The organism is Corallibacter sp., assembly GCF_048381695.1.
Classification (GTDB): Bacteria; Bacteroidota; Bacteroidia; order Flavobacteriales; family Flavobacteriaceae; genus Corallibacter; species Corallibacter vietnamensis.
Map to the genome: position 1 here is coordinate 106,175 of NZ_JBLXHI010000005.1, position 25,545 is coordinate 131,719.

Here is a 25,545-nt window from a genome sequence, read left to right on the forward strand (position 1 = left end):
AAAAAAATGTTTAAAAAAATCTACGAAATGCAAAAAAAATCGCTGAAATGCATTTTTTGAAATTGTTTTAAAACAAAAAAGCTCCCAATTTTATTGAGAGCTTTAATACTATGATTTTTAATAAAGATTAATATTTAACAATAATTTTCTTGTTTATTGTAGCCTGATTATTGGTTTGCACTTTAATAATATAATTCCCTTCTGATATGTACTCAACAGGAAGTTTACATTCATTAGAAATAGGTGCATTACTTGCATTCCATGATTTAACAGTCTGTCCTAAAATATTAATTAAATATACCTGTTTTACAGTCATTGTATTTGGTACCTTAATGTATATTTCATTAGAGCTATTTAAGTAATTTACAATAGTATTGGTAATACTAGTTTCTGTTACATGCAATGTTTGATCTTCTTCAAACGTGATAAAATACCTGTTTTCGTAATTTCCAGCATCAAGGTTTATGCTGTAATCTATAGTGTTTAATAAGGTATAAGTTCCTAGAAGAGCATCATGTAAATACACGGTAATGGTTTCATCAAAGTTTTCAAGGTCAACCAGCGATACCTCAATGTTTCCATTATTAGCTAAATCAATAGCTAGCGGATATCTTTTTTCAGAATCAAAACTGCCAACACCTTGGGTTACGTATTTTTTGTTTTCTATGACAAAAGACATATCGTTTGGAACAAAATCTGCGTTTTCGGCATCATATCCATAATCAAAATCATCAGATGCAGCATTATCAGGTGTAAATGCTAATAGAAGCGGTCTTGTAGCGCCTTCAGGAGTTTTAAATTGCAAACGTACACGCTGAATATCATCAGTAATTTCATCGGTCTCATTTCTTTGTTGTATTACAGGAGCGTTTTTAAAGAACTCTGAATTTCCAGAAGTTTCTTTCACAAAAGCACGTTGAGTATTTTTAAACCTAACTGTGTTAGTGACTTGGTCTCCTAAATTGGCAGAGGTTACAAAGAAACCTTGTGCTACAGGAACAAAGCGTTTTGGCGTGGTAGCACTGGCATCACCAACACCATTTATCTCCGGAGGAGAAACAGCAGGATTTCCTCCTGATAGGTTGTATGTTGCATAACCACCTTGATAGTCTACTGTAAGATGCGTATTATTTGTTGATGATTGTTTCCAGAAATATAAAGTTCCGTCAATACTGCCAGTTGTTCCAGCATTTCCTCCTGGAATATTATCTCTAATAAATGTCTGGGCATCAATAGCTGAAGGATATGGGTTTCCAACCAGTGTTTGGTGGTTTAGAGTTGCCGAGGCAGATACACTAGTTTCAATATCAGCATTGTTAGGAAGTCCTCTAAAGGTGTAGTTTTGAGTTGCTGTTGCAGTACCACTACCTTTCATAGTAAACCCTAAAGCGGCATCAAAAGATCCGTTTTGTCCTTTATAAATCCAATCAGAATAAGCATTTTCAGCGCCTTCCGCAAATGCGTAAATCCATCGGTTACTTATTGTTAAAGGAGATGAAGACCCATTATAACCACCTGTCCATAATGCTTGTGTATTACTGTCGTATAGTATGTCTCCAACTGTATACGTGCGTGCGCCACTTATACCAGCAGAGCTCACAGGACTTCCCCAGTAATTATAGTTAAATACATTGTTAGTACCTTGTTGATCACGCTCTATATATCCGGTAGCAGAATAATCAACCATACTACCGTTTGGTTGTAGTAATTGTGATTCGTCAACTAAATCTAAAACACCATCAATTTTAAGATATTTAGTAACATCCAAGCGTTGATTATTAGTAATTGAATAACGATTTGTATCTACTAATAATCCTAAAACAGTTGTCGCTCTGTTACCAGAAGTAACATCGTGCTGAACTCGCACAATGTTCCAGTTTATTGGGTTTCCATTGATACCATTTGAATTTGGTATTGACTGTACATTGCCATTTAACCATGTATTAGCATTGTTCCATATACCATTTTGGTTTGATATATATGGTAACGGTGCTGTTTCATCTTGTAACGTTGTCATATTAACTAAATTACCTAATGTTGACGTAGCACTGTTATCTGCTAAATTTCCAGCAGTAATGTCAATACCTTGATTCATTTGGTAGTAAGCTGTTAAATTAGTCCATGCTAATCCTGAAATATCTAATCCTAAAACAGTACCTCTTACAGAAGTTCCGTTTGCTTCTATCTCCTGATTCATCATTTCTCTAATTTGAGCTGTTGTTAGTGCAATATTCCAAACTCGAATTTCATCTAGCCAACCATTAAAGTGATTTGTTGGTATATCATTAATTTGATGCATAGCGCCTAATAACATAGCGTATGAGTTTGATGTTGGATTTGGTCCAAGTCTTGTATTCATATCGATACCATCAACATAAAGTTTGTAGTTACTACCGTCAAATGTTACAGCGATATGATGCCATCTGTTTGATGTTATACCATTTGCGGAAATGGATGTACCATTTGCATGAAATGATATGGTATTGTTTACTAATCTTAAATCGTATCCAGTTGATAAATTATTGGCATCTCTTTTAGAGAAAATAGTTTGTATTTGCCCGTTTATTGAATGAGGTTTAATCCAAGATTCAAAACTAAAAGATCCAGATACGTCATGGTTATTTCCAAAGCTAACATAGTCATCAACTCCATCAAAATCTATATAATTACCACAATTTGGAAAAGATACAGAAAAAGAATCGCTATTATCGGCACATGGTGAAGCGTTGTCTATAGTCCAAGTAATGGTGTAATCAATACCACTTTCACCTGTAAACGTAGCATTAGGATCATTTGGGTTAGAGAAAGTATATGTGCTACCAGCAGGTATAGAAATAGCTGTCCATTGTCCAGAACCATTAGCCTGTAGTTGGATAGTTGTATCACTACATGTATTTATAGCTGTTAAGTTGTTTGCGTTTGCAGTAACATATGGTGTGATATTGATGTTTACTGAATCAGAAGCACTTGAGCAAGGTCCAGAATTATCAGGGTCTACTGTTGTAAATGATAATGTAACAGTTCCTGAAGTTTCTCCAGTACCAAGAGTATAAGTTGTAGTAGGAGAAGAGCTATCTGCAAATATTCCTGTACCACCAGACCAATTACCACTAGTATTTGTTGTGGCGTTAAGTGTTACAGTATTCATATTGGCACAGGTACTTATATCATTACCAGCATTAACACTTGCAGCCTCGTTAATGGTTATCACGATACTATCAGAAACAGCATTACAAATTCCCACAGGGTTGTTTGTTGTATACGTAAGTGTAACACTTCCATTTGCTATATCTGCTGCGCTTGGTGTATATAATCCGCTACTGAAAACTCCAGAACCACTAGAAGCCCATGTGGCTGTTGTTGCGCTACCGCCAAAGTTAGCAGTTGATAAATCTACAGTATCTTCAGAGCAAATAATACTGTCAATACCAGCATAAACTGTAGCTGCTTGGTTTACTGTTATAACCACTGTATCAATGTCTGGGCCACAAGGACCAGCAGGATCATTAGATGTTAATGTTAGTGTAATTGTTCCGTTTGAAATTGCTGGTGTGTACGTTGCGTTTAAGTCATTGATGTTTGAGAAAACACCACTAGGAGCGCTCCATGTCACAGCAGATGTGCTACCGCCAATCGTTCCGTTTAAAATAATACTACCATCACTACAAATAGTTTGATTTACACCTGCATTAACTACAGGGAGTTGATTAATGGTTACTACCATTGAATCACTTACAGTTGGACAAATACCATCACTAGGTGTATTTGTATAGGTTAATGTCACAGAGCCGTTAAAAATATCGGCCGCACTTGGAGTATATATACCACTTCCAAAAGTTCCAGTTCCAGAAGAACTCCAGCTACCTACGTGATTGGTGCCATTTATATTAGCTGAAGATAAATCAACAGTGTCACCTTCGCATATAGTAATATCATTTGGTGCAGTTACTGTTGGAGGTTCATTAACAGTAATGGTTACGGATTCGTTAAGATATACATCACAGTTGTTTCCGTTGCCAGGGAAAGCACCATTGGTGTAGCGTACCCTATTTAATGTATAAGTTGTAGTTGTAGTAGGTGATACTGCTAAAGAATAATTACCACTTGCATTTAAGTTGACATTTGTATTTCCAGAACCGTCGTTATATCTTATTCTAGCACCTGGTGTTCCAGAAAATATAATGGTTGTTGATTCCCCTTCACATAGTGTAACATCAGATGAAATAATTTCTGCTTCAGGCTCTTCTAAAATATGAATGCGCATTGTGCTTTCAAGCGGATCACACCAAAACCAGTTATCTGCAATAAGTGAAATGGTTATGATGTCACCTGGTTGTGCTGTTGCAGGAATGGTATAGGTGCTTGTTTCTGTGTAGTCGTAAATATCATTATATACATAGCACCAACAGCCCCAACTCCAGTTTCTAGTTTGACCAAGATAATGGGTCGAGAAGCTACCTCCAGCACCATTATCGTCCCAAGTCCATTCATCATAGTCTAACCCACCATCGTCACCATTCATTTGCACTGATGTTGTACCGGCACAGATATAAATATCGTTTCCTGCATCAATGTCACTTGCAGTGAAGTTGAAAAATATAGAGTCAGTAGTAGTTGATGAAGTACCGCAGGCATTACTGGCTGATACACTGATGGTTTCGTTAATAGCTAGTCCGTTTACTGACACTACAATTTCATTTGTTCCTTGTCCAGATTGAATAGATAGACCAGCTGATACAGTCCAGTTATAATTTTCTACATTAGGATCTGGAACTACAGAATATACAGCTTGATTAACTGGGCAGAAAAAAGATGAAGGCCCATCGATTGATCCAGGTGCTGCAGGTATGCCGTTATAAATAGTAATGATTCCTGAAATTGATTCTCCGGACCCACATCCTGTTGTGGTAATGGTATAGTTATAAATACCATCTTGATTAGTGGTACCAGAAATAGTGTAAATACCAGAAGCTGAATCAAATGCTCCTGTAATACCAGCAGGCAAGGCAGGTGAACTGGATAAAGTTGCGCCACTAGCACCAGAATTCAATTGAAATTGAAGATTTAAGTTGTCAGAATTATTATTACAAATACTTGAGTTTTCAGAAGAAGAAAGCAAATTAATTGTTGCATCAGGACCTACAGAAATAATTCCTGTGGCAATGGCACTACCGCAGCCTTCAGGTATTACAGTATAATTAAAAACACCTGTTTGTGTTGGTGTACCAGAAATAGTAAATACTCCAGATGTATAATTTCCAGTAATACCTGTAGGAATACCAGTAATAGTCGCATTTGTAGCGTTACCAATAGTATAAATTATGTTTGACATTGCGGTGCCGTTACAAACCGTTTGATTATCATTTCCAGAGTTTAAATTTATTGTTGCATCCGGTGTGACAGTCATCGTAATACTTTCTCTAGCTGGCACTGGATTTGCACAGGCTAAAGAAGAGGAAACATCAACTGAAATAATATCGCCGTCTGCTATACTGCTAGATACGTATGAATTGGTATTGCCACCAACAGGAGTTCCATTTACATACCATTGGTAAGTTGGTGTGGCTCCACCATTTGTTAAACCGGTTACAAAAAACGTTGTGTTTTCACCAGAGCAAATAGGATTGTTTGAAGCGTTTAATGTATATGAAACAGGTAAAAGTGGATTTACAGTCATGACAATACTGTTACTAGCAGTGACAGTGTTACAAGGTCCAGAAGTGATTTCAACATACACATCATCACCATTATTTAATCCTGATGTTGTAAAAGTAGGACTGTTATTTCCTTCAGAAACACCTCCAACAAACCATTCATATTGTGGGTTCGCTCCTAAATTTGAATTTGAAGATGTAAAGGTAACGGGTGTGCCTTGACAGATTGTTGTTGATGTTGAAGCTGTTATTGTTGAAGTGGCACTTTGCACATAGTCTAGAATAGTAACTGTAGTACTGCAAGTTGCAGCGTTTCCGTTATTGTCTATAGCTGTAAGCGTTACTGTATTGTTTCCAATATTTGAGCAATCAAAGTTAGTTTGATCAATAGAAAGTGAAGAAATTCCACAAGTATCAGATGAACCATTATCTATATCAGTAGCTGTAATTGATGCATTTCCTGTTGCATCTAATGTGATAGTTAATGGTTGACAAATCATAGTAGGCGCTTCTTGATCTTCAACAGTAACATTAAAATTACAAGTTGTCGTTTGACCATTTCCATCATTTGCAATAACGTTTACAGTTGTTGTTCCTACGGGAAAATTAAACGGAAAGTTAATAGGATTACCGTCTACTTCATAAGTAAGTATTGGTGCTCCGTTACAATTATCTGAAGCTGTTGCAGTAAATGAAAGAGCGCTATAACATTGGCCTGCATCAGTTAGGTATAATGCATTAGGAGTTGGGCATGTAAGAGTAGGTGGTGTTGCATCAATAACTGTTACTGTTTGTGTACAAGTACTAGTTAATCCAGAGTTGTCTGTTGCTGTCCATGTTACTGTTGTATTTCCCAATGGAAATATACTAGGCGCATTATTGGTTACAGAAGCTATGCCACAATTATCTGAAGTACTAGGCGGACTTAAAACAACTGTTGTTGATTCACAATTATTATCAGCGTTGACAACCAATGTTGAAGGACAAGTTATGGTTGGAGCCTCGTTATCGTTAACAGTTACGTTAAAAGAGCATGTTGTTATGTTTCCACCAGTGTCTACAATTTCAAATGTATTTATTGTTGTACCAACAGGGAAAGCACTACCAGAAGGTAAACCAGCGATTTGATTAATTGTAAAAATGCCACAATTATCCGAACCAGTAGGTGCTATATAGGTTACTACAGCTGTACATAATCCAATTTCATTTGTAGTTAAAATATCGCTTGGACAAGATATTGTAGGTGCTGTTACATCATCAATCACGATGTTTTGGGTTTGTGTAGCTGTATTTCCGTTGCCATCATCATAGGTCCAAGTAACAATAGTTGTACCTTGTGTTGAAATTGGCAATGTAGCATCGTTTGTTACAGTAACAGTTCCGCCACAATTATCAGTAGCTGTTGGAGCCGTTAACGCGGTTACTTCACATTCAGTAGTGATATCCGCAAGTGTTGCAGTATCAGGAGTTGGCGCAGTCACATCATCAATCACCACGTTTTGCGTTTGTGTTGTCGTATTTCCGTTGCCGTCATCATAGGTCCAAGTAACAACAGTCGTACCTTGTGTTGAAATTGGCAATGTAGCATCGTTTGTTACAGTAACAGTTCCGCCACAATTATCAGTAGCTGTTGGAGCCGTTAACGCGGTTACTTCACATTCAGTAGTGATATCCGCAAGTGTTGCAGTATCAGGAGTTGGCGCAGTCACATCATCAATCACCACGTTTTGCGTTTGTGTTGTCGTATTTCCGTTGCCGTCATCATAGGTCCAAGTAACAACAGTCGTACCTTGTGTTGAAATTGGCAATGTAGCATCGTTTGTTACAGTAACAGTTCCGCCACAATTATCAGTAGCTGTTGGAGCCGTTAACGCGGTTACTTCACATTCAGTAGTGATATCCGCAAGTGTTGCAGTATCAGGAGTTGGCGCAGTCACATCATCAATCACCACGTTTTGCGTTTGTGTTGTCGTATTTCCGTTGCCGTCATCATAGGTCCAAGTAACAACAGTCGTACCTTGTGTTGAAATTGGCAATGTAGCATCGTTTGTTACAGTAACAGTTCCGCCACAATTATCAGTAGCTGTTGGAGCCGTTAACGCGGTTACTTCACATTCAGTAGTGATATCCGCAAGTGTTGCAGTATCAGGAGTTGGCGCAGTCACATCATCAATCACCACGTTTTGCGTTTGTGTTGTCGTATTTCCGTTGCCGTCATCATAGGTCCAAGTAACAACAGTCGTACCTTGTGTTGAAATTGGCAATGTAGCATCGTTTGTTACAGTAACAGTTCCGCCACAATTATCAGTAGCTGTTGGAGCCGTTAACGCGGTTACTTCACATTCAGTAGTGATATCCGCAAGTGTTGCAGTATCAGGAGTTGGCGCAGTCACATCATCAATCACCACGTTTTGCGTTTGTGTTGTCGTATTTCCGTTGCCGTCATCATAGGTCCAAGTAACAACAGTCGTACCTTGTGTTGAAATTGGCAATGTAGCATCGTTTGTTACAGTAACAGTTCCGCCACAATTATCAGTAGCTGTTGGAGCCGTTAACGCGGTTACTTCACATTCAGTAGTGATATCCGCAAGTGTTGCAGTATCAGGAGTTGGCGCAGTCACATCATCAATCACCACGTTTTGCGTTTGTGTTGTCGTATTTCCGTTGCCGTCATCATAGGTCCAAGTAACAACAGTCGTACCTTGTGTTGAAATTGGCAATGTAGCATCGTTTGTTACAGTCACTGTTCCACCACAGTTGTCTGTAGCCGTTGGAGCCGTCAATGTTGTTACTTCACATTCAGTAGTTACATCTGCAAGTGTTGCATTGTCAGGTGTTGGCGCAGTTATATCATCAATCTCTATGTTTTGTGTTTGTATTGATGTGTTTCCGTTGCCGTCGTCGTAAGTCCACGTTACAACAGTTGTTCCTTGCGTAGAAATTGGCAACGTTGCGTCGTTCGTTACAGTAACTGTTCCACCACAATTATCAGTAGCTGTTGGAGCAGTTAAAGCAGTTACTTCACATTCAGCAGTAACATCTGCAAGTGTTGCAGTATCAGGCGTTGGAGCTGTTACATCATCAATCACGATGTTTTGGGTTTGTGTTGTCGTATTTCCGTTACCATCATCATAGGTCCAAGTAACAATAGTTGTTCCTTGTGTTGAAATTGGCAATGTAGCATCGTTTGTTACAGTAACTGTTCCGCCACAGTTATCAGTAGCTGTTGGAGCCGTTAAAGCAGTTACTTCACATTCGGCAGTTACATCAGCAAGAGTTGTAGTATCAGGCGTTGGTGCTGCGTTATCTATCACGGTTACTTGTTGTGGGCAGATAGTTGTGTTGTTTTCAGAATCTCTGACAACCCATGTCACATTGGTCGTTCCAATAGGGAAAGTTGTGGGAGCATCATTATATACTAAATCTACAGTACAGTTATCGTTGGTGGTTGGTGTTCCCAAAGTCACACCAGATGCTGTACATAATCCGGAGTCTACGTTTACGGTGACATCTGCTGGGCAAGTAATTGTTGGAGGAATACCATCAATAATTCGTATGGTTGCTGTACAGCTATCAGTCTGTCCTAAAGAATCTTCAACAGTTAGTGTTATTGTGTTGTTACCTATATCATTACAATCAAAAGTGCTTGTGTCAATACTTAATATAGGTGTGTCAAAATCATCAATAGAGCCATTATTTATGTCGTTTGCTGTAATACTAGCAGTTCCAGAAGCATCCAAATGTACATTAATAGGTATTGAAATACAGTTTGCAATAGGAGCTGTATCTACACGAAATGTCGCAATGTAATTAGCGCCAAAATTACTTATGTAGTGTGTGCTATCTATGACATTATCATTATTTGAATCGTAATCAGCATGTGTATAAACTTCTAGTATATAATCGCCAGATGTTAACCCGTTTAAAAGGTTAATATTTGCAGTCGTTGTTTGCCATGTTTGATCGATACTTGCACCAGAACAATGCGAGTTACCATCATTAGAAGCCCAAGGCATTTCAGATGAAATAAAAGCAGGTGCAGTATCTCCGCTTCTGTAAATTCTGTAGTTTACATAACTATTAAAAATATTATCTATACCACATTTGTATGTTTTGTTTTGACCACCGTTTAAAATTAGAGTATTACTACTAGTGAACGTCCCTAAATTTTGCCCAGAAAAATTAGGATTTCCTCCTGTATCATAATTAAGGTCATAATAGGTGTTTCCAGCTCCATTAACATCAAGAATTATATAGCTCTCATATATGCCAGATTGTGCATGAAGTTTTCCTAAAAAAACAAATAAAAGTATGTAAATACAAGCAGTAAGTCGCGGGTAAATTAATTTCATAGTTAATATTTTTATACATTTTATGCATGCTTTTTTTGATTAATCATCAATAAATGCTGCTGTTTTTTTTGATAAGATTGCTATTAACCATATGTAAGGGAGTGCTAAAATTAGCTTGTGAAGTAGCTTGGAGCCGAATATTATCGATAAAATGCATAGATACTCTTTGATTAGGTTTTAGGTGTAAAAATCATAGTTAAAGTGTATTAAGATTTTTTCAAGCGTTTAAAGCGGGAGCGTTAGGTATTTCCAATTAAACTAAATCAGGGTTTTAACATAAAGGTATTTGATATTTTTTTAAGTTTATAAAAACTTGAAAATCTTATATGAAACAATTTTTACTTAATTTTTTAATGATATTTGGTATTGTGAGTATGATTTCAGCACAAGATTTCACAACTCCAGATACAGGAACTACCTATACGCTAAATGATTTAGTAACTGCCAGTCCTACTACAATTTCAGTTAGTGGCGATGTTTATACTTTGGTAGGAAATCTTACTATTTCTTCAACAGATGCCTTGCTTATAGATTCTGAAGCAACACTTCAGATTGATGCTGATGTTTTAATTACTGTTTTTGGTGCTTTTACGGTTTCTGCAAATAACTTTTTGTTTACTGCAACAAATCAAACTGCACCTTATGACGGATTTCGTTTTGAAGAATTTTCAATGGTAAATATTCAAAATGCGACCATAGAGTATGGTGGTGGCTTACGTGTGCTTACAGAAGATTTTACAATAAATAACTGCACAATAATGAATAATGTTTCTGGTGTTGCTACAGGTGGTGTAATAGCATTGTCAAGAGGGCAAGCTCAAATTACCAATAATACCATCAGTTTTAATGACACACCTGCTATAAGCTCTGGTGCAAATAGTGCTGTGTCTCCTTACATTTTCAATAATTATATTGAAGGTAATAACAAGGTGAATTCAAACAGGCCTCAAATAAATATAGGTACAACCATGGCTACACAGCCTTTACAAATTATTCAAAATACCATTATAGGCGACCGTAGTTTAAATCAAGTTGGAGGTATTGCTGTTTCAAATTTTACCGGTGGTGCTATTAATGCTATTATAGATGACAACGTTATTAGAGATAACCGTTACGGACTTACTATTTTAGGTGGTAATACGTTTGCTTATGTTAGAAACAATGTTATTGAAAATAATGATACGCAAGGTAGCCCTAATCTTGGCGGAAGCGGTATTTCATTAAATAGTTCTTCACCTGATTATGAAGTTATAGCAAGCGGTAACAGTATTAGCGGAAATCTTTGGGGAATTACTGTTATTGGAGAATCATCTATCAATCTTGGAGATGGTTCTACAAATGTTGGACAAAATTCATTTGCAAATAATGGCAATGGTGGTATTACATACGCGTTGTACAACAATACAGCAAATGCTATTACTGCTATGAATAATTGTTGGGATACTACAAACCCATCAAATACATTAGCATCAGCTGAAGCTGTTATTGTACATCAAAATGATAATGCATCTTTAGGTATAGTAACTTTTGATCCTGTAAACTGTGATTTCTTAAGTGTAGAGGAGGCTTCTTTAAACCAAATTACGCTTTACCCAAACCCAACACAAGGTAAGGTTACCATATCAAATAATACACAATTTACAAGTGTTACTGTTTTCAGTATAACAGGAAAACGTTTGTTGTCGTATCCTTTACAACAAGGTGATACAACTTTATCATTAGATTTACAGTCGGGCATCTATTTATTAAAATTTGATGGAGATAACCAACAAGCTGTAAAGAAATTGGTTGTACGTTAAGATATCTATAAATGTTAAAATTATAGTTAGTATTTTTGAGGAATGAAATCAACTTTTTTTTCATTCCTCTTTTTTATTATAGCCTTTCATATCAAGGCTTTTTCTGTAAATATTCCTGCGGTTTCAGATAGTTTAAATTACTATATCCAAATTGTTGACCAACCTCAAAACGCAGATGAATTAATAAAAGCATATAAGTTTTTTGTAAGAAAAAAAGAGTTTGCTGAAAGCATTAACTATATTAATAGTGTCGTTTATACTAATATTCAGTTATCACGCATTGAGCTGAAAACAGGTTTGCCCTACGAAAGTGAGATTCTAGCCGTAAAAGCGTTAGAACAAATTAATGCACACCCAGATTCTATATATCTTAACACTTTAAAAAACTCTGTTTATAATCATTTAGGTATTCTTTACAGGAGTCAGAAAAATATAAGTAAGTCTATCGAGTTATACCACAAAGTCTTATCTCAAGCAAATAGTATACAACAATCGGCAATTTGCATACACCTACAGAAATTAGTTGCTCTAATTTTGCTTCATCATTAAAAAACGAAACACATGAGCAACATAGCATTAATAACAGGAGCGTCTTCAGGAATGGGGAAATCAACAGCCAAAATATTACAAAACCAAGGCTATAAAGTTTACGGAGCAGCAAGACGATTAGAACAAATGCAAGATTTAAAAGATCTAGGTATTGCTGTAATTTCATTAGATTTAACCAAAGACGAATCTATTGTAAATTGCGTAAATACCATAATAGCAAAAGAAGACCGTATAGATATTCTTATTAATAATGCTGGTTATGGGGCTTATGGCGCTGTAGAAGATGTGCCAATTGCTGAAGCCAAACGACAATTTGAAGTAAATATGTTCGGTCTTGCACGTATTACGCAGCTAGTGTTACCAAGTATGAGAGAAAATAACTTTGGTCGTATAGTAAATATTTCTTCAGTAGGCGGAAAAATTTATACACCATTAGGAGCTTGGTATCACGCTACAAAACATGCTGTTGAAGGTTGGAGCGATTGTTTACGACTAGAAGTAAAGCCTTTTGGTATTGACGTGGTTGTTGTAGAACCAGGTGGTATAAAAACACCTTGGGGAACAATTGCTGCAGATAATTTAAAAAAAACATCTGGTAACGGAGCTTATGCTACTTTTGCAAATAAAATTGCAAATGGCATGCAAAAAATGTACAGTAACAATAGCTTGACCAATGTTGACGTTCTAGGGACTGTTATTGCTCAAGCAGCAACCCATAAAAAACCAAAAACCAGATACGTAAAAGGGTATATGGCAAAACCTGCCATAGCTATTCGTAAATGGTTTGGAGACCGAGTTTTTGAGAACATGATAATGCGTGAGTTTAAATAATATGATAAAAAGAATTATAAAAAGAACAATGATTACATTAGTATCTATTATTGCCCTTTTGGTAATAACCTACCTTTTGTTTACTAGCTTCTACCCAAGTTTTGGAGGCGCAATTTCAAAAGAACAAAAATTGATTTACCAAAACTCAAAACAATATAACGACGGTAAATTCCGAAATACGAATCCTGTACCTAAAGACTTAAGTTTTTCAGAAACCATGTCGTTAGCCTATAAGTTTTTTACAACCAAAGTTCCTAATGCAAGACCAAAATCTGATTTAATAGCAACCAAATTAGATAGTACCGGCATTGCCAACTATAAAGGAGAAGCGCGTATGTTTTGGTTTGGTCACTCTTCATTTTTACTGCAAATAGATGGAAAAACAATTTTGCTAGACCCTATGTTTGGTAAGGTTGCAGCGCCACATCCATTGTTGGGAGCTAACCGATTTAATAAAGAATTTCCTTTACAAATAGAACAACTACCTAAAATTGATGCGGTTGTATACTCGCATGATCATTACGATCATTTAGATTATGAAACGGTTTTAAAAATTAAAGCAAAAACCAAGCATTTCTATACACCACTTGGTGTAGGAGAACATCTTAAAGCTTGGGGAGTTTCAAACGAAAATATTACAGAGCTAGATTGGTGGGAAACAACCAAAATAGACCACCTTAATTTGGTCTGCACACCAGCGCAACATTTTTCAGGAAGAAAATTAAACACCAATCAAAGTACATTATGGTCTTCTTGGGTTATACAATCTGATACCGAAAACATCTACTTTAGTGGTGATAGTGGCTATGCAGAGCATTTTAAGGAAATAGGTAAAAAATACGGACCTTTTGATTTGGCTTTGTTAGAATGCGGACAATATAACGAAATGTGGTCTGATATACATATGATGCCTGAAGAAACCGCTCAAGCTGGACTAGACGTCAATGCAAAAAGAATAATGCCTATTCATTGGGGAGGCTTTAAACTAGCTTTACATTCATGGACAGATCCTATAGATCGTGTACAAGCCAAAGCTAGAATTTTGGGCGTAGATATCATAACACCACAGCTAGGACAAGAGATTTTAATTAAGCACGATACGTTAAGCAACTACACCAATTGGTGGCAAAAAGAAGCGTATAACTAGCAAGCCATGAAAGATATTATTAAAATAGGAAGCATTGCTGAAGTTCATCAGTTTTTGGGATTAGCAAAGCCAAAGCATCCATTAATTTCAGTAATACGCGTTGCAGATATTATAAAAGATCTAGACGTTGATAATTTAAGGTATTCATTAGGTTTGTATCAAATAAGCTTAAAAGATAATTGCCCTTTTACCATTGTAAATTACGGCAGAAACTCCTACGATTATCAAGAAGGTACTATGGTTTTTACGGCACCCAATCAGGTATTAGAGTTTAAGAAAAATCAAATTGCAGAAGAAGACAAAGGTTGGTCGTTAGCATTTCATCCTGATTTAATCCGAAAATCTGAATTAGGCAAAACCATTGATAATTATTCCTTTTTTTCCTATGCATCAAACGAAGCGCTTCACCTGTCTGATGAAGAGCGAAAAACAGTCACTGAAATTGTTGAAAAAATAGAGAAGGAGTTCAGTACAAATATTGATGCGCATAGTCAAACCCTGATTATTTCAAATTTAGAATTATTGCTGAATTATTGTGTTAGGTTTTACGATAGGCAGTTTTATACCAGAACCAATCTCAACCAGGATTTAGCAAGTCAGTTTGAGCAACTCTTAAAAGATTATTACCAGCAAGATAAACAACTAGAGTTTGGAATTCCAACAGTACAATACTGCGGTGAAGCCATGAATATGTCACCAAAATATTTAAGTGACTTACTACGAAAAGAAACCGGACAAAGCACACAAGACCACATACATCAATACATCATTGAAAAAGCAAAAAATAGGCTATTAAACTCTACCGAAAGTGCAAGCGAAATAGCGTATGCGTTAGGGTTTGAATATCCGCAATACTTCAGTAAAATTTTTAAAAAGAAAACAACAATGAGTCCCAATGAGTTTAGGCAAAGCCTGAATTAAAAAAAAAACAGATAAATGGTTGATAATGTGAGGAATGAAACAATCTTATTCATTCCTCTTTCTGTTTTATAAGCTAGCGACTTTAAACACTATAGCTCTAACAAACATTCAGAACTAATTTTTAAATATTATGGTAAGCCGTAAGTATCTGTTTTTTAAGAATGATATTTTTGAAACGAATTTTTTAATTCAAACTATTTAATTAGTTCTTAGGGAGATAAAGCGTGTTATTTAATTATAACAAGCTTTTTGAAAAGATTAACTATTATGCGACCTTGTTAGTAGGAGCAAGATTAGTTTGATGATTTAATAAATCTCTTTTTATTAAAAAGTAACCTCTGGATAATCAAAAGATATAATTGCTTAAAACAGAAAAAAGCATTCCTTAATTTTTTATCAAAGTAATTTTCATTACCAAAATACGAGAAAATAGCGCATAAAAAAAAGCCTAATACCTTAATATTAGACTTTTACTGTTGTAGCGAGATCGAGATTTGAACTCGAGACCTCCGGGTTATGAATCCGACGCTCTAACCAACTGAGCTACCTCGCCGTATTTGAGGGTGCAAATATAAAAACAAATTTAAAGTACACAAACATTAAATTAACTAAAAATTATTTTTATCAAATATTTTTAAAACTTATCAATTAATGTATATATTGTCCAAAATATAATTACGACTTATGGAAGATAAAATTAAATTTGAAATGGAGTTTCCAATTCATGCTTCGCCTCAATTGCTTTATCAATATATATCAACGCCTTCAGGACTTTCAGAGTGGTTTGCCGAGAATGTAAACTCTCGTGGTGAATTATTCAAATTTATTTGGGATGGTGCTGAAGAGCAAGCCAAGTTAGTAAGTAAAAAAAGTGGTGAACGTGTCAAATTTAGATGGCTTGATGATGAAGATACTAGTTATTATTTTGAAATGCGTATTCAAGTAGATGAAATTACTAAAGATGTATCTGTGATGATTACTGATTTTGCTGAAGAAGATGAAGTTGATGAAGCTAAAATGTTATGGGATAACCAAATAACAGATTTAAAACAAGTATTAGGATCAGCATAAGCCTTTAAATACTTTATAAACCCTATATTTGTCCCGAATTTTCATTCGGGATTTTTTTATGATAAATATAAATGGAACGCTTTCAGATAACTCAAAGTTAATTACTATCAATAACCGAGGTTTTTCCTATGGAGATGCGCTTTTTGAAACAGTAAAAGCATCTCATGGAAAACTACTATTTTGGGAAGACCACTATTTTAGATTAATGGCTTCTATGCGTATTTTACGTATGGATATTCCTATGTCTTTTACTATGGAATTTTTAGAGAATGAAATACAAAAAACACTAGAAGCAAATAGTTTAATTAAAGAAACTACCCGTGTTAAATTACAAGTATATAGACAAGAAGGTGGTTTGTATGCTCCAAAAAATAACCAAGTAGATTACGTAATAAGCTGTAAACCTTTAGATACTGATTTTTACGTGCTTCAGGAAGGTGCTTATGAAGTAGATTTATTCAAGGATTATTATGTCTCTCCAGATTTATTATCAACATTAAAAACGAATAATAAGGCATTAAATGTTGTAGGTAGTATTTATGCTCAAGAGAATGGCTTGCAAAATTGTTTATTAATAAATACATCAAAACAAGTCGTTGAAGCTTTAAATGGAAATTTATTTCTTGTAAAAGGGAAGACAATTAAAACACCTCCATTAAGCGATGGTTGCTTAAAAGGCGTTATGAGAAAACAGTTAATAGATCTTGTAAAATCACTACCTGATTTTGAGCTAGAAAAAGCTTCTATATCTCCTTTTGAATTACAAAAAGCTGATGAGTTATTTATTACAAATGTAATCACCGGTATACAGCCAATAACAAAATACCGTAAAAAGATTTTTAATAGTGATGTAGCAAAGTTATTACTACAAAAACTGCAAGTAAAAATACGTTTATCTAGTTAAAACTCGGGTTTTCTGGAGCATTAGACCAGATGCTGTATTCGCCACCGAATTCCAGCATTTTTTCTTTCCAAAAAGACTCGTAGCTTTTCTCTATAATTGATTTTTTGTAGACATTTTCTGTAACAATCCAAGAATTAGATTTTAACTCGTTGTTAAGCTGGTTTGCGTCCCATCCGGAATATCCTAAAAAAAACCTGATGTTTTTTTCGCTTATTTTATTGTCAGCAATAAGTTCTGCAACTTTATTAAAATCGCCACCCCAATATATGCCTAAAGAGATTTCTACACTTCCAGGAATTAACTCTGGAATTTTGTGTATAAAATAAAGGTTGTCCTGCTCAACTGGGCCACCATTATATATTTTAAACGAGGCTTTTATTTCAGGAATTAGGTCTTGAATTGTATAATCTAGAGGCTTGTTCAATATAAATCCAATAGAGCCTTCATCATTATGATCGGCTAATAAAACTATAGAGCGGTTAAAGGACATATCGCCTATAATGGATGGTTCTGCTATTAACAAAGTCCCTTTTTTTGGTGTTGTTGTTACCATATCTGTAAGGATTTATATATTAAAGCTAATAAAATTTTGTTAAAAATCAAATTACTATTTAAATGGTATAAAAAAAAGCCTTCAATTCTGACTTATCAGAAGAAGGCTTTTTAAAACATAAAATGTTTAAAATTAGTTTACTGCATTTGATAAATCAGATCCAGCTTTAAATTTTACTACATTTTTTGCTTTGATTTTTATAGTTTTTCCAGTTTGAGGGTTTCTTCCTTCTCTAGCAGCTCTTCTAGAAACTGACCAAGAACCAAATCCTACTAAAGAAACTCTGTTACCTTTTTGTAAAGCTCCTTCAATTTCAATTAACGCACATTCTAAAGCTTTTTTTGCAGCAGCTTTAGTAATTCCTGCGTGTTCTGCCATAGCATCGATTAAATCTGTTTTGTTCATAATTTAAAATTTAATTATTAATAAATTGTTGGTTAAACATTTTTTTTGTTAAATCCTATACAAATTTATACGGATTATCAAACCACGCAAGTAATAGCAAGGGAAATAGCGATATTTGTTAATAACTTTGCATATTTGTTAATAAAGATAGTCTTTTTATCGAGGTTTTTTAGAATATGAGCAATATCAAGGGTTTACAACACTTTTGCATCATTATTAAATTGATAACCGTTTAATAAGGATTTTGTGTCCATTAAGCGCTTTCCTGGAAGTTTTATTTTTTTAATTATTATAAACCCTTCTTTTACAGCTATTTTTATATTTTGCTTGTCAGCTATTAAAAAACCAGTATCAAAATTATGGTTTTCTAATGCTATTTCTGCTTCGTAAATTTTAATATCCAAGGTGGTATTGTTGTTTTCTAGGTAACACCAAGCGGCTGGATATGGGCTTAAACCACGTATTTTGTTGTTTATATTGTATATAGTGTCGTTCCAGTCTATCTTACAATTCTCTTTGTTTAGTTTGTAGGCTGTTTTTATTTCAGCATTTTCTGGTTGTGGCGTTGTTTTTACATCACCTTGCGCTATAAGCTTAACTGTTTCTAAAACTAAATGACTACCAACTGTCATTAATTTATCATGAAGACTCCCTGCGTTATCAGATTTGTTTATGGCAACGTCTTTTTGAAGTATCATAGCACCGGTATCTATTTTTTCATCAATAAAAAAAGTGGAAACGCCTGTTTGGGTTTCACCATTAATAATAGCCCAATTTATTGGAGCTGCTCCTCTATAATTAGGCAGTAGTGATGCATGTAGGTTAAAGGTACCTAATTCAGGCATACGCCATACGACCTCTGGAAGCATTCTAAAAGCTACGACAATTTGTAGGTTGGCATCAAGTGCTTTTAGTTCTGATAAGAATGTTTCATCTTTTAAATTTGTTGGTTGCATAACATGTAGTCCTTCAGATTTTGCGTATTGTTTTACTGCGCTTTCTTGAAGTTTTCTACCACGTCCAGCAGGTTTGTCAGGAGCTGTAATTACACCAACTATGTTATAGTGATTATCTACAAGTGTTTTTAATGTGGTTACTGCAAAATCTGGGGTTCCCATAAATACAATTCTTAAATCCGTCTTCATATATGTGCTAGTTTATAGGTGTTTGTTTTTGTAATTGTTATAATTTGATACTCTAATAGTGTTTGTAATGTTAGTGTAATATCCTTTTCAGAATAGGATAGCGATGCGGCAATATCTCTTGATGATAAATCTCGGTGCTCTAAAAGCTGAATAATCTCGTTTTTGATGATTTTAAAATCAACTTTAATGTCGTCCTTGTTTTGAGTTATGCATACAGAACAAATACCACAGTTTGTGGGGTTTTCTTCACCAAAATAGGAGAGTAGTTGCTTGCTTTTGCAATCATTATCATTGTTTATGTAATCTAAAACAGCCTGCACTTGTTTCTCTTTTAACATGCTTTGCTGTTTAATGATTTTTGAAATTCTATTTATGGTTTTATCGTCTTCTCTAGGTTGAATAAATGTTACTTGAGCATCAGTAGTAGATGCTTGTAGTGTTATAATTTGATCTCTTTCTAATTGCTGTAAAACTTTAAATAAATAAGTTTCGCTTACCGAAGCTTTATCTGCAACACGCAATGTGTTTATAGCAGTTTCATTTTCAAAAACACCACCATAAGTCCTTAAAATTGTTTTTACAACAATATTGAGAGACTCATGCGTGTCTAAATAGTTAAACAACGATTTATTACTTATTATAAACTGAATAAGTGTGCGTCTCTTGAATTGCTTAGACAAACTTATAATGCTGTTTCTGTCTAATAATTGTAACGTGTTATATGTTAATAATGCGTTTGTATTATAAGTTTTGCAAAAATGATTAAAATTAAAATCGTGTGTTGAAAATGCGCCTTCACCATAAGATATCTGAAAGTAATTACATAACTTTCTGTATATGTGTTTGGAGAATTTTACAGTGGGTAAAATTTTTAAAAACTGATTGACAACTAAATCTTCATCATTTTTATTTTTTAAAGTTACAGCAAAAGCTTTGTCTCCGTTTCTACCAGCGCGACCAGCTTCTTGAAAATAACTTTCCAAGCTATCGGGCAAGTTTATGTGAATAACTGTTTTTACATCTGGTTTATCAATACCCATACCAAAAGCGTTGGTGGCAACCATAACTTGTTTTTGGTCATTAAGCCATGCGTTGAGGTGATTGTCCTTATCAGAGTTAGGTAAACCACCATGATAAAACGTTGAGGTAATACCTTTAGATTCTAAAAACGAACTAATATCTATTGTGGCCTTTCTGCTTCTTACATAAACAATAGAGGGTTCTTTATACTTTTTTAAAATACGCTCTAGTTTATAGAATTTGTCCTCTTCATGATACGTCATATAGGCCAAGTTTTCTCTATAGAATGACTGTTTAAATATTTTTGGTTTTATAAAGTCTAACTCTTTGATAATATCATCAATGACCAATGGTGTAGCAGATGCGGTTAAAGCTATGCAATTTGCAGAAGGTTGTAATTCTCGTAACTTGTAAATGTTTTTATAGGCTGGTCTAAAATCATTGCCCCATTGAGAAATACAATGCGCTTCATCTACAGCGATTAAATTAACATTCATTTGTCTTATTCTATCTTGAACAAGCTCTTGCTCTAAACGTTCAGGCGATAAATAAAGAAATTTATAATTACCATAAATACAGTTGTCTAGTAAGGTGTCAATATCACTGTGAGAAATACCACTTGTTAAAGCCAGTGCTTTAATACCCATATTGTTTAAGGTCTTTACTTGATGCTTCATAAGAGCAATTAGCGGCGAAATAACAATACAAATACCTTCTTTAGCAAGCGCAGGGATTTGAAAACATAAAGATTTGCCACCACCAGTAGGCATTAATACAAATGTATCTTCTCCATCAATTACAGCATTTATAGCGTCTTCTTGTTGTGGTCTAAATGCTGTAAAATTCCAGTAGCGTTCTAATATGTTTATTGGGTGTTGCATTATAATGATTGAATGACATCCAAAATGTAATCGGCACGTTTCTCTACACTATCAAAAGGTACATCTTTTAACTCGTACTCATAATGAGCATAGGTTTGTAATAAATGATCGTGAATTTTTTTAGCCTGCTCAAAATTTTCATAACGTTCACTGTCACTAGTGAAAATTTCTTCCCATGGCGCTAAAACAAAAACACAATCGTATATATTGTTTTTACAGGCATCAACAAAATCTTGTGGGTAAGTATCGCCAATATAGTCCATATATGCCAAAACGTCGGGAATTCCTCTATCTAAAAAAATGATGTCAGCATCATGGTTTTTTGCGTCTATAAATTGCTGTTTTCTACCTTTTAGTAATAGTTCGCTAAATAATAAAGGGTTGGTTAAAAACAACTGTTCTATACCGTCTTTTCTAGCATCTAGAATAACTTGTCTAGATACTTCTTCAAAACAGGTGTATCCACGTTTTATTAACTCGTTTATAATTGATGTTTTTCCTGTTCCTGGACCTCCAGTAATAACTATTTTTTTTGAATTCAATTTGGCAGGGTTTTGGATGTAAAAATCGGAATAAAAAAATAGAAAGTAAAGCGTATCTTTGCTTTTTTAGAAAAAATGATATGAATACAGAGAAGAAATCGGAAGCGTTTTATAAAAAATTAAGAGAGCAGCTATATGACACGTCTTTATGGCCGTCAGAATATTTATATAAATTTATTGTAACATCAACTGCTGGTAAGGTAGAAGAAGTAGAGAGTTTATTTGACAATTTAGGCGCTGTTATTACAACCAAAGAGTCTAAAAACGGAAAATATACAAGTGTTTCTATACACGTAAAAATGGCTAATCCTGATGCCGTTATTGCAAAATATAAAGAAGTTGCAGAAAACGTAGAAGGCGTTATTAGTCTTTAGATTTTTTTTGTATTTTGCGGTTGCATAAATACTACGTGCAAAATATTTAATCTCTACACATTTAATTTTGATAGAACATTTAGAATACAATTCAGAACGTGAGCATTTAATTATTCCTGAATACGGAAGACATCTGCAAAAGATGATAAATTATGCTAAAACACGAGATACTAAAGAAGAGCGTAATAAAGTAGCAAAAGCAATCATCTCTATAATGGGTAATTTACAACCGCATTTAAGAGATGTTCCTGACTTTCAACATAAGTTATGGGATCAGTTATTTATCATGTCTAATTTTGAATTAGATGCTGATTCTCCTTACGACAAACCTTCAAAAGAGATGTTTCAAGTAAGACCAGAACCATTAAACTATCCTCAAAATCATCCAAAATATCGTTTTTATGGTAATAACATAAAAACAATGATAGATGTTGCTTGTACTTGGGAAGATGGTGATATGAAAGAAGCACTTGTACTTACTATTGCAAACCACATGAAAAAATGTTTCTTAAATTGGAATAAAGATACGGTAGAAGATGATGTGATTTTTGAACATTTAAGAGAGTTATCAGATGGTAAAATAAACTTGCTAAATGCAGATGAAGATTTATCTGATGCTTCAAGCTTAATGCGAAACAAAAAGAAATATTCTTCAAACAAAAAATCGCATCACAAAAAAAATAATAACAGAAACAGAAAACGCTACTAATACTTCATGGGAACATTTAAAATTGAAGGTGGTCATCAATTAAAAGGAAAAATCCAACCTCAAGGAGCAAAAAACGAGGCATTACAAATACTATGTGCCGTTCTTTTAACGCCAGAGTTAGTAACCATTAATAATATCCCTGATATTGTTGATGTAAACAAGCTTATATCGCTATTAAAAAAACTTGGTGTAAAAATCAATAAAATAGGTTCAGGCTCATATACATTTCAAGCTGACGATGTAAACTTAAAATATTTAGAGTCGGCCGAATTTAAAGAAGATGGTCGTGGTTTACGAGGTTCTATAATGATTGTTGGTCCTTTATTAGCACGTTTCGGAAAGGGATATATTCCAAAACCAGGCGGTGATAAAATAGGACGTCGTAGATTAGATACACACTTTGAAGGTTTTATTAATCTTGGAGCAAAATTTAGATACAACCGTGAAGATTATTTTTATGGCGTAGAAGCTGATAAGCTAAAAGGGACTTATATGTTACTTGATGAAGCTTCGGTTACAGGAACAGCAAATATAGTTATGGCTGCTGTATTAGCAGAAGGAACAACAACTATTTATAATGCAGCCTGCGAACCTTACTTACAGCAACTTTGTAAAATGCTTAACCGCATGGGAGCAAAAATAAGTGGAGTTGGTTCAAATATGCTTATTATAGAAGGTGTTGATAGTCTTGGTGGTACAGAACACAGAATGCTGCCAGATATGATTGAGATAGGTAGCTGGATAGGACTTGCTGCAATGACAAAAAGTGAGCTAACCATTACCAATGTAAGTTGGGACGATTTAGGACAAATCCCGAATGTATTCAGAAAATTAGGAATTACAGTAGAAAAGCAAGGAGATGATATTCACATACCAGCGCATACTGATGGTTATGAAATACAAAATTATATTGATGGTTCAATATTAACTGTAGCTGATGCACCATGGCCAGGATTTACACCAGATTTGTTAAGTATTATTTTGGTAGTAGCAACTCAAGCTAGAGGAAGTGTTTTAGTGCATCAAAAAATGTTTGAAAGTCGCTTGTTCTTTGTTGATAAGCTTATAGATATGGGAGCTAAAATCATACTTTGTGATCCGCATCGCGCCACTGTAATAGGTCATGATTTTAAATCACAACTTAAAGCTACAACTATGACATCGCCAGATATACGTGCAGGAGTATCTTTATTAATAGCTGCGCTTTCAGCAAAAGGAACGTCTACAATTCATAATATTGAACAAATAGATAGAGGTTACGAAAATATTGATGAGCGCTTACGTGCTATAGGAGCTAAAATAGAACGTATAGAAGGAAATTAAATTAAGATGTAATTATATAATAAAAAAAGCCTTGAGATTTATCAAGGCTTTTTTTTTATTTAATCTAATGCTGCTTTATAAACTTTTAAACAGCGTTCTCTGGCTTCTTTATGGTCAACCATTGGAGATGAATAGGTTAGTTCTTGGTGTTCAGGAACCCATTTTTTAATATACTTCAAATCAGAATCAAACTTCTTAATTTGCGTGGTAGGATTAAAAATTCTAAAGTAAGGAGCAGCATCAACACCACAACCAGCAACCCATTGCCAGTTTCCAATGTTGCTAGCCATTTCATAATCGTGTAGTTTTTCAGCAAAGTAGGCTTCGCCCCAACGCCAATCTATAAGTAAATGCTTGCATAAAAAGCTTCCTACTAGCATACGTACTCTATTATGCATAAACCCGGTTTTGTTGAGCTGTCTCATTCCGGCATCAACCAGCGGATATCCTGTTTTTCCTTCGCACCACAGTTTAAATTCTTTTTCATTATTTCGCCATTCAATACGATCATATTTAGGTTTAAAACTTTGCGTTACTGTTTCTGGAAAATGCCATAATATTTGCATAAAGAATTCTCTCCAAATGAGTTCTTGCCAAAACACTTCATTTTTTTCAGCAATAGCTTTTTTAACTATCTGTCTTACGCTTACGGTTCCAAAACGTAAATGCGTACCTAGCTTTGAAGTTGCATCTATGGCAGGGAAATTACGCTTGTCTTCATAGTCTTGTATTAATTTTGAAGTTACTTGATACGGCGCTATTTTTTGTGATGATTTTTCAAAGCCTAAATCTTTAAGGCTTAATTGAGGCGATGATGTGCTTTTTACAGTATTATTTAATAATGTTTCAGATTGAAATGTTTCAAGCGAAATACTTTTGAATTTTTGTTTCCATGATTTCATGTATGGCGTGTAAACTAAATAAGGTTTGCCATCGCTTTTTGTGACATCGCTTTTTTCAAAAACAACCTGATCTTTATATGTTTTGAAATCGATATTATTATCCTTTAAAAAGGAAGCAATGTTTGTATCTCTTTTTTTTGCATAAGGTTCATAGTCGTGATTGGTATAAACTGTTTTAACGTTGTAGTTTTTTACAATATGTTTAAAAGCGCTTATAGGTGTATCATGATATATTGCTATGTGGCTTTTGTAAGTGTTTTGTAGCGTATTGTTTAAATCCTGAAGCGTATCATATATAAAATTTACACGCGCATCATTTTTAGGTAATGATTCTAAAATTGTTTTATCAAAAATAAAAATTGGTAAAACAGGATTTTCGCTTTGTAATGCTTGGAAAAGTGCGTGATTGTCGTCTAATCTTAAATCGCGTCTAAACCAAAAAATATTTATAGGGTTTGCCATA

General features: G+C 34.6%; 17 protein-coding genes and 1 tRNA gene. 10 read left to right on the forward strand and 8 right to left on the reverse strand.

Annotation, left to right across the window (positions count from 1 at the left end; genetic code table 11):
* Positions 1-127: 127 nt before the first annotated feature.
* Positions 128-10,006 (reverse strand): HYR domain-containing protein, encoded by a 9,879-nt coding sequence (locus ACN5J3_RS08920; protein ID WP_418511511.1) that lies wholly within the window; start codon positions 10,004-10,006, stop codon positions 128-130.
* Between the two features lie 326 nt (positions 10,007-10,332).
* Here ACN5J3_RS08920 and ACN5J3_RS08925 point away from each other — a divergent pair, with 326 nt between their 5' ends.
* From ACN5J3_RS08925 to ACN5J3_RS08945, 5 genes are read left to right on the forward strand one after another with little or no spacing between them, the layout of a single operon-like run.
* Positions 10,333-11,805: a T9SS type A sorting domain-containing protein gene (locus tag ACN5J3_RS08925; protein WP_418511512.1), complete on the forward strand. Its 1,473-nt coding sequence runs from the start codon at positions 10,333-10,335 to the stop codon at positions 11,803-11,805.
* A 42-nt stretch (positions 11,806-11,847) separates the two neighbouring features.
* Positions 11,848-12,354 carry a hypothetical protein gene (locus ACN5J3_RS08930; protein WP_418511513.1) on the forward strand — a complete coding sequence of 169 codons (507 nt, stop codon included), beginning with the start codon at positions 11,848-11,850 and terminating at the stop codon, positions 12,352-12,354.
* Between the two features lie 12 nt (positions 12,355-12,366).
* Positions 12,367-13,185, forward strand: a complete 819-nt coding sequence (locus ACN5J3_RS08935; RefSeq protein ID WP_418511514.1) for an oxidoreductase — start codon at positions 12,367-12,369, stop codon at positions 13,183-13,185.
* Positions 13,186-13,213: 28 nt separating this feature from the next.
* Positions 13,214-14,332 carry an MBL fold metallo-hydrolase gene (locus tag ACN5J3_RS08940; protein WP_418511515.1) on the forward strand — a complete coding sequence of 373 codons (1,119 nt, stop codon included), beginning with the start codon at positions 13,214-13,216 and terminating at the stop codon, positions 14,330-14,332.
* Between the two features lie 6 nt (positions 14,333-14,338).
* Positions 14,339-15,253 carry a helix-turn-helix domain-containing protein gene (locus ACN5J3_RS08945; RefSeq protein ID WP_418511516.1) on the forward strand — a complete coding sequence of 305 codons (915 nt, stop codon included), beginning with the start codon at positions 14,339-14,341 and terminating at the stop codon, positions 15,251-15,253.
* Positions 15,254-15,732: 479 nt separating this feature from the next.
* Here ACN5J3_RS08945 and ACN5J3_RS08950 read toward each other — a convergent pair.
* Positions 15,733-15,806, reverse strand: a tRNA-Met gene (locus ACN5J3_RS08950).
* 131 nt (positions 15,807-15,937) lie between these two features.
* Between ACN5J3_RS08950 and ACN5J3_RS08955 the strand changes: the two genes are divergently transcribed.
* Both ACN5J3_RS08955 and ACN5J3_RS08960 read left to right on the forward strand, forming a co-directional pair.
* Positions 15,938-16,324 carry an START-like domain-containing protein gene (locus ACN5J3_RS08955; protein ID WP_417290120.1) on the forward strand — a complete coding sequence of 129 codons (387 nt, stop codon included), beginning with the start codon at positions 15,938-15,940 and terminating at the stop codon, positions 16,322-16,324.
* Positions 16,325-16,382: 58 nt separating this feature from the next.
* Positions 16,383-17,228, forward strand: a complete 846-nt coding sequence (locus ACN5J3_RS08960; protein WP_418511517.1) for an aminotransferase class IV — start codon at positions 16,383-16,385, stop codon at positions 17,226-17,228.
* On the opposite strand, the gene ACN5J3_RS08965 is transcribed toward ACN5J3_RS08960, so the two are convergent.
* The 5 genes from ACN5J3_RS08965 to ACN5J3_RS08985 form a co-directional block, all read right to left on the reverse strand.
* Positions 17,221-17,781 (reverse strand): YqgE/AlgH family protein, encoded by a 561-nt coding sequence (locus tag ACN5J3_RS08965; RefSeq protein ID WP_418509744.1) that lies wholly within the window; start codon positions 17,779-17,781, stop codon positions 17,221-17,223. The two genes, ACN5J3_RS08960 and ACN5J3_RS08965, sit on opposite strands and share 8 nt — an antisense overlap.
* Before the next feature lie 132 nt (positions 17,782-17,913).
* Complete coding sequence (locus ACN5J3_RS08970; protein ID WP_344730010.1) at positions 17,914-18,186, reverse strand: HU family DNA-binding protein; 273 nt, start codon at positions 18,184-18,186, stop codon at positions 17,914-17,916.
* Between the two features lie 194 nt (positions 18,187-18,380).
* Entirely contained in the window at positions 18,381-19,331 is a 951-nt protein-coding gene (gene fmt, locus ACN5J3_RS08975) for a methionyl-tRNA formyltransferase (protein WP_418511519.1), read from the reverse strand.
* Entirely contained in the window at positions 19,328-21,232 is a 1,905-nt protein-coding gene (locus ACN5J3_RS08980; RefSeq protein WP_418511520.1) for a RecQ family ATP-dependent DNA helicase, read from the reverse strand. Before ACN5J3_RS08980 ends, fmt begins: the two co-directional genes overlap by 4 nt.
* Positions 21,232-21,774 carry an AAA family ATPase gene (locus ACN5J3_RS08985; protein ID WP_417290125.1) on the reverse strand — a complete coding sequence of 181 codons (543 nt, stop codon included), beginning with the start codon at positions 21,772-21,774 and terminating at the stop codon, positions 21,232-21,234. Before ACN5J3_RS08985 ends, ACN5J3_RS08980 begins: the two co-directional genes overlap by 1 nt.
* Before the next feature lie 80 nt (positions 21,775-21,854).
* Between ACN5J3_RS08985 and ACN5J3_RS08990 the strand changes: the two genes are divergently transcribed.
* The 3 genes from ACN5J3_RS08990 (at position 21,855) to murA (ending at position 24,180) form a co-directional block, all read left to right on the forward strand.
* Positions 21,855-22,148, forward strand: coding sequence for a DUF493 family protein (locus ACN5J3_RS08990; protein ID WP_344730019.1), 294 nt, complete (start codon positions 21,855-21,857; stop codon positions 22,146-22,148).
* Between the two features lie 67 nt (positions 22,149-22,215).
* Positions 22,216-22,857 (forward strand): DUF4290 domain-containing protein, encoded by a 642-nt coding sequence (locus tag ACN5J3_RS08995; RefSeq protein ID WP_344730021.1) that lies wholly within the window; start codon positions 22,216-22,218, stop codon positions 22,855-22,857.
* A 6-nt stretch (positions 22,858-22,863) separates the two neighbouring features.
* Positions 22,864-24,180, forward strand: a complete 1,317-nt coding sequence (gene murA, locus ACN5J3_RS09000) for a UDP-N-acetylglucosamine 1-carboxyvinyltransferase (protein WP_418511521.1) — start codon at positions 22,864-22,866, stop codon at positions 24,178-24,180.
* A gap of 59 nt (positions 24,181-24,239) precedes the next feature.
* Here murA and ACN5J3_RS09005 read toward each other — a convergent pair whose 3' ends face one another.
* Positions 24,240-25,544, reverse strand: a complete 1,305-nt coding sequence (locus ACN5J3_RS09005; protein ID WP_418511522.1) for a cryptochrome/photolyase family protein — start codon at positions 25,542-25,544, stop codon at positions 24,240-24,242.
* Position 25,545 lies beyond the last annotated feature (1 nt).

Coding starts and splice junctions, on each gene's coding strand:
- ACN5J3_RS08920 (WP_418511511.1), bottom strand. CDS start 10,006: ATGAAATTAATTTACCCGCGACTTACTGCTTGTATTTACATACTTTTA.
- ACN5J3_RS08925 (WP_418511512.1), top strand. CDS start 10,333: ATGAAACAATTTTTACTTAATTTTTTAATGATATTTGGTATTGTGAGT.
- ACN5J3_RS08930 (WP_418511513.1), top strand. CDS start 11,848: ATGAAATCAACTTTTTTTTCATTCCTCTTTTTTATTATAGCCTTTCAT.
- ACN5J3_RS08935 (WP_418511514.1), top strand. CDS start 12,367: ATGAGCAACATAGCATTAATAACAGGAGCGTCTTCAGGAATGGGGAAA.
- ACN5J3_RS08940 (WP_418511515.1), top strand. CDS start 13,214: ATGATTACATTAGTATCTATTATTGCCCTTTTGGTAATAACCTACCTT.
- ACN5J3_RS08945 (WP_418511516.1), top strand. CDS start 14,339: ATGAAAGATATTATTAAAATAGGAAGCATTGCTGAAGTTCATCAGTTT.
- ACN5J3_RS08955 (WP_417290120.1), top strand. CDS start 15,938: ATGGAAGATAAAATTAAATTTGAAATGGAGTTTCCAATTCATGCTTCG.
- ACN5J3_RS08960 (WP_418511517.1), top strand. CDS start 16,383: ATGATAAATATAAATGGAACGCTTTCAGATAACTCAAAGTTAATTACT.
- ACN5J3_RS08965 (WP_418509744.1), bottom strand. CDS start 17,781: ATGGTAACAACAACACCAAAAAAAGGGACTTTGTTAATAGCAGAACCA.
- ACN5J3_RS08970 (WP_344730010.1), bottom strand. CDS start 18,186: ATGAACAAAACAGATTTAATCGATGCTATGGCAGAACACGCAGGAATT.
- fmt (WP_418511519.1), bottom strand. CDS start 19,331: ATGAAGACGGATTTAAGAATTGTATTTATGGGAACCCCAGATTTTGCA.
- ACN5J3_RS08980 (WP_418511520.1), bottom strand. CDS start 21,232: ATGCAACACCCAATAAACATATTAGAACGCTACTGGAATTTTACAGCA.
- ACN5J3_RS08990 (WP_344730019.1), top strand. CDS start 21,855: ATGAATACAGAGAAGAAATCGGAAGCGTTTTATAAAAAATTAAGAGAG.
- murA (WP_418511521.1), top strand. CDS start 22,864: ATGGGAACATTTAAAATTGAAGGTGGTCATCAATTAAAAGGAAAAATC.
- ACN5J3_RS09005 (WP_418511522.1), bottom strand. CDS start 25,544: ATGGCAAACCCTATAAATATTTTTTGGTTTAGACGCGATTTAAGATTA.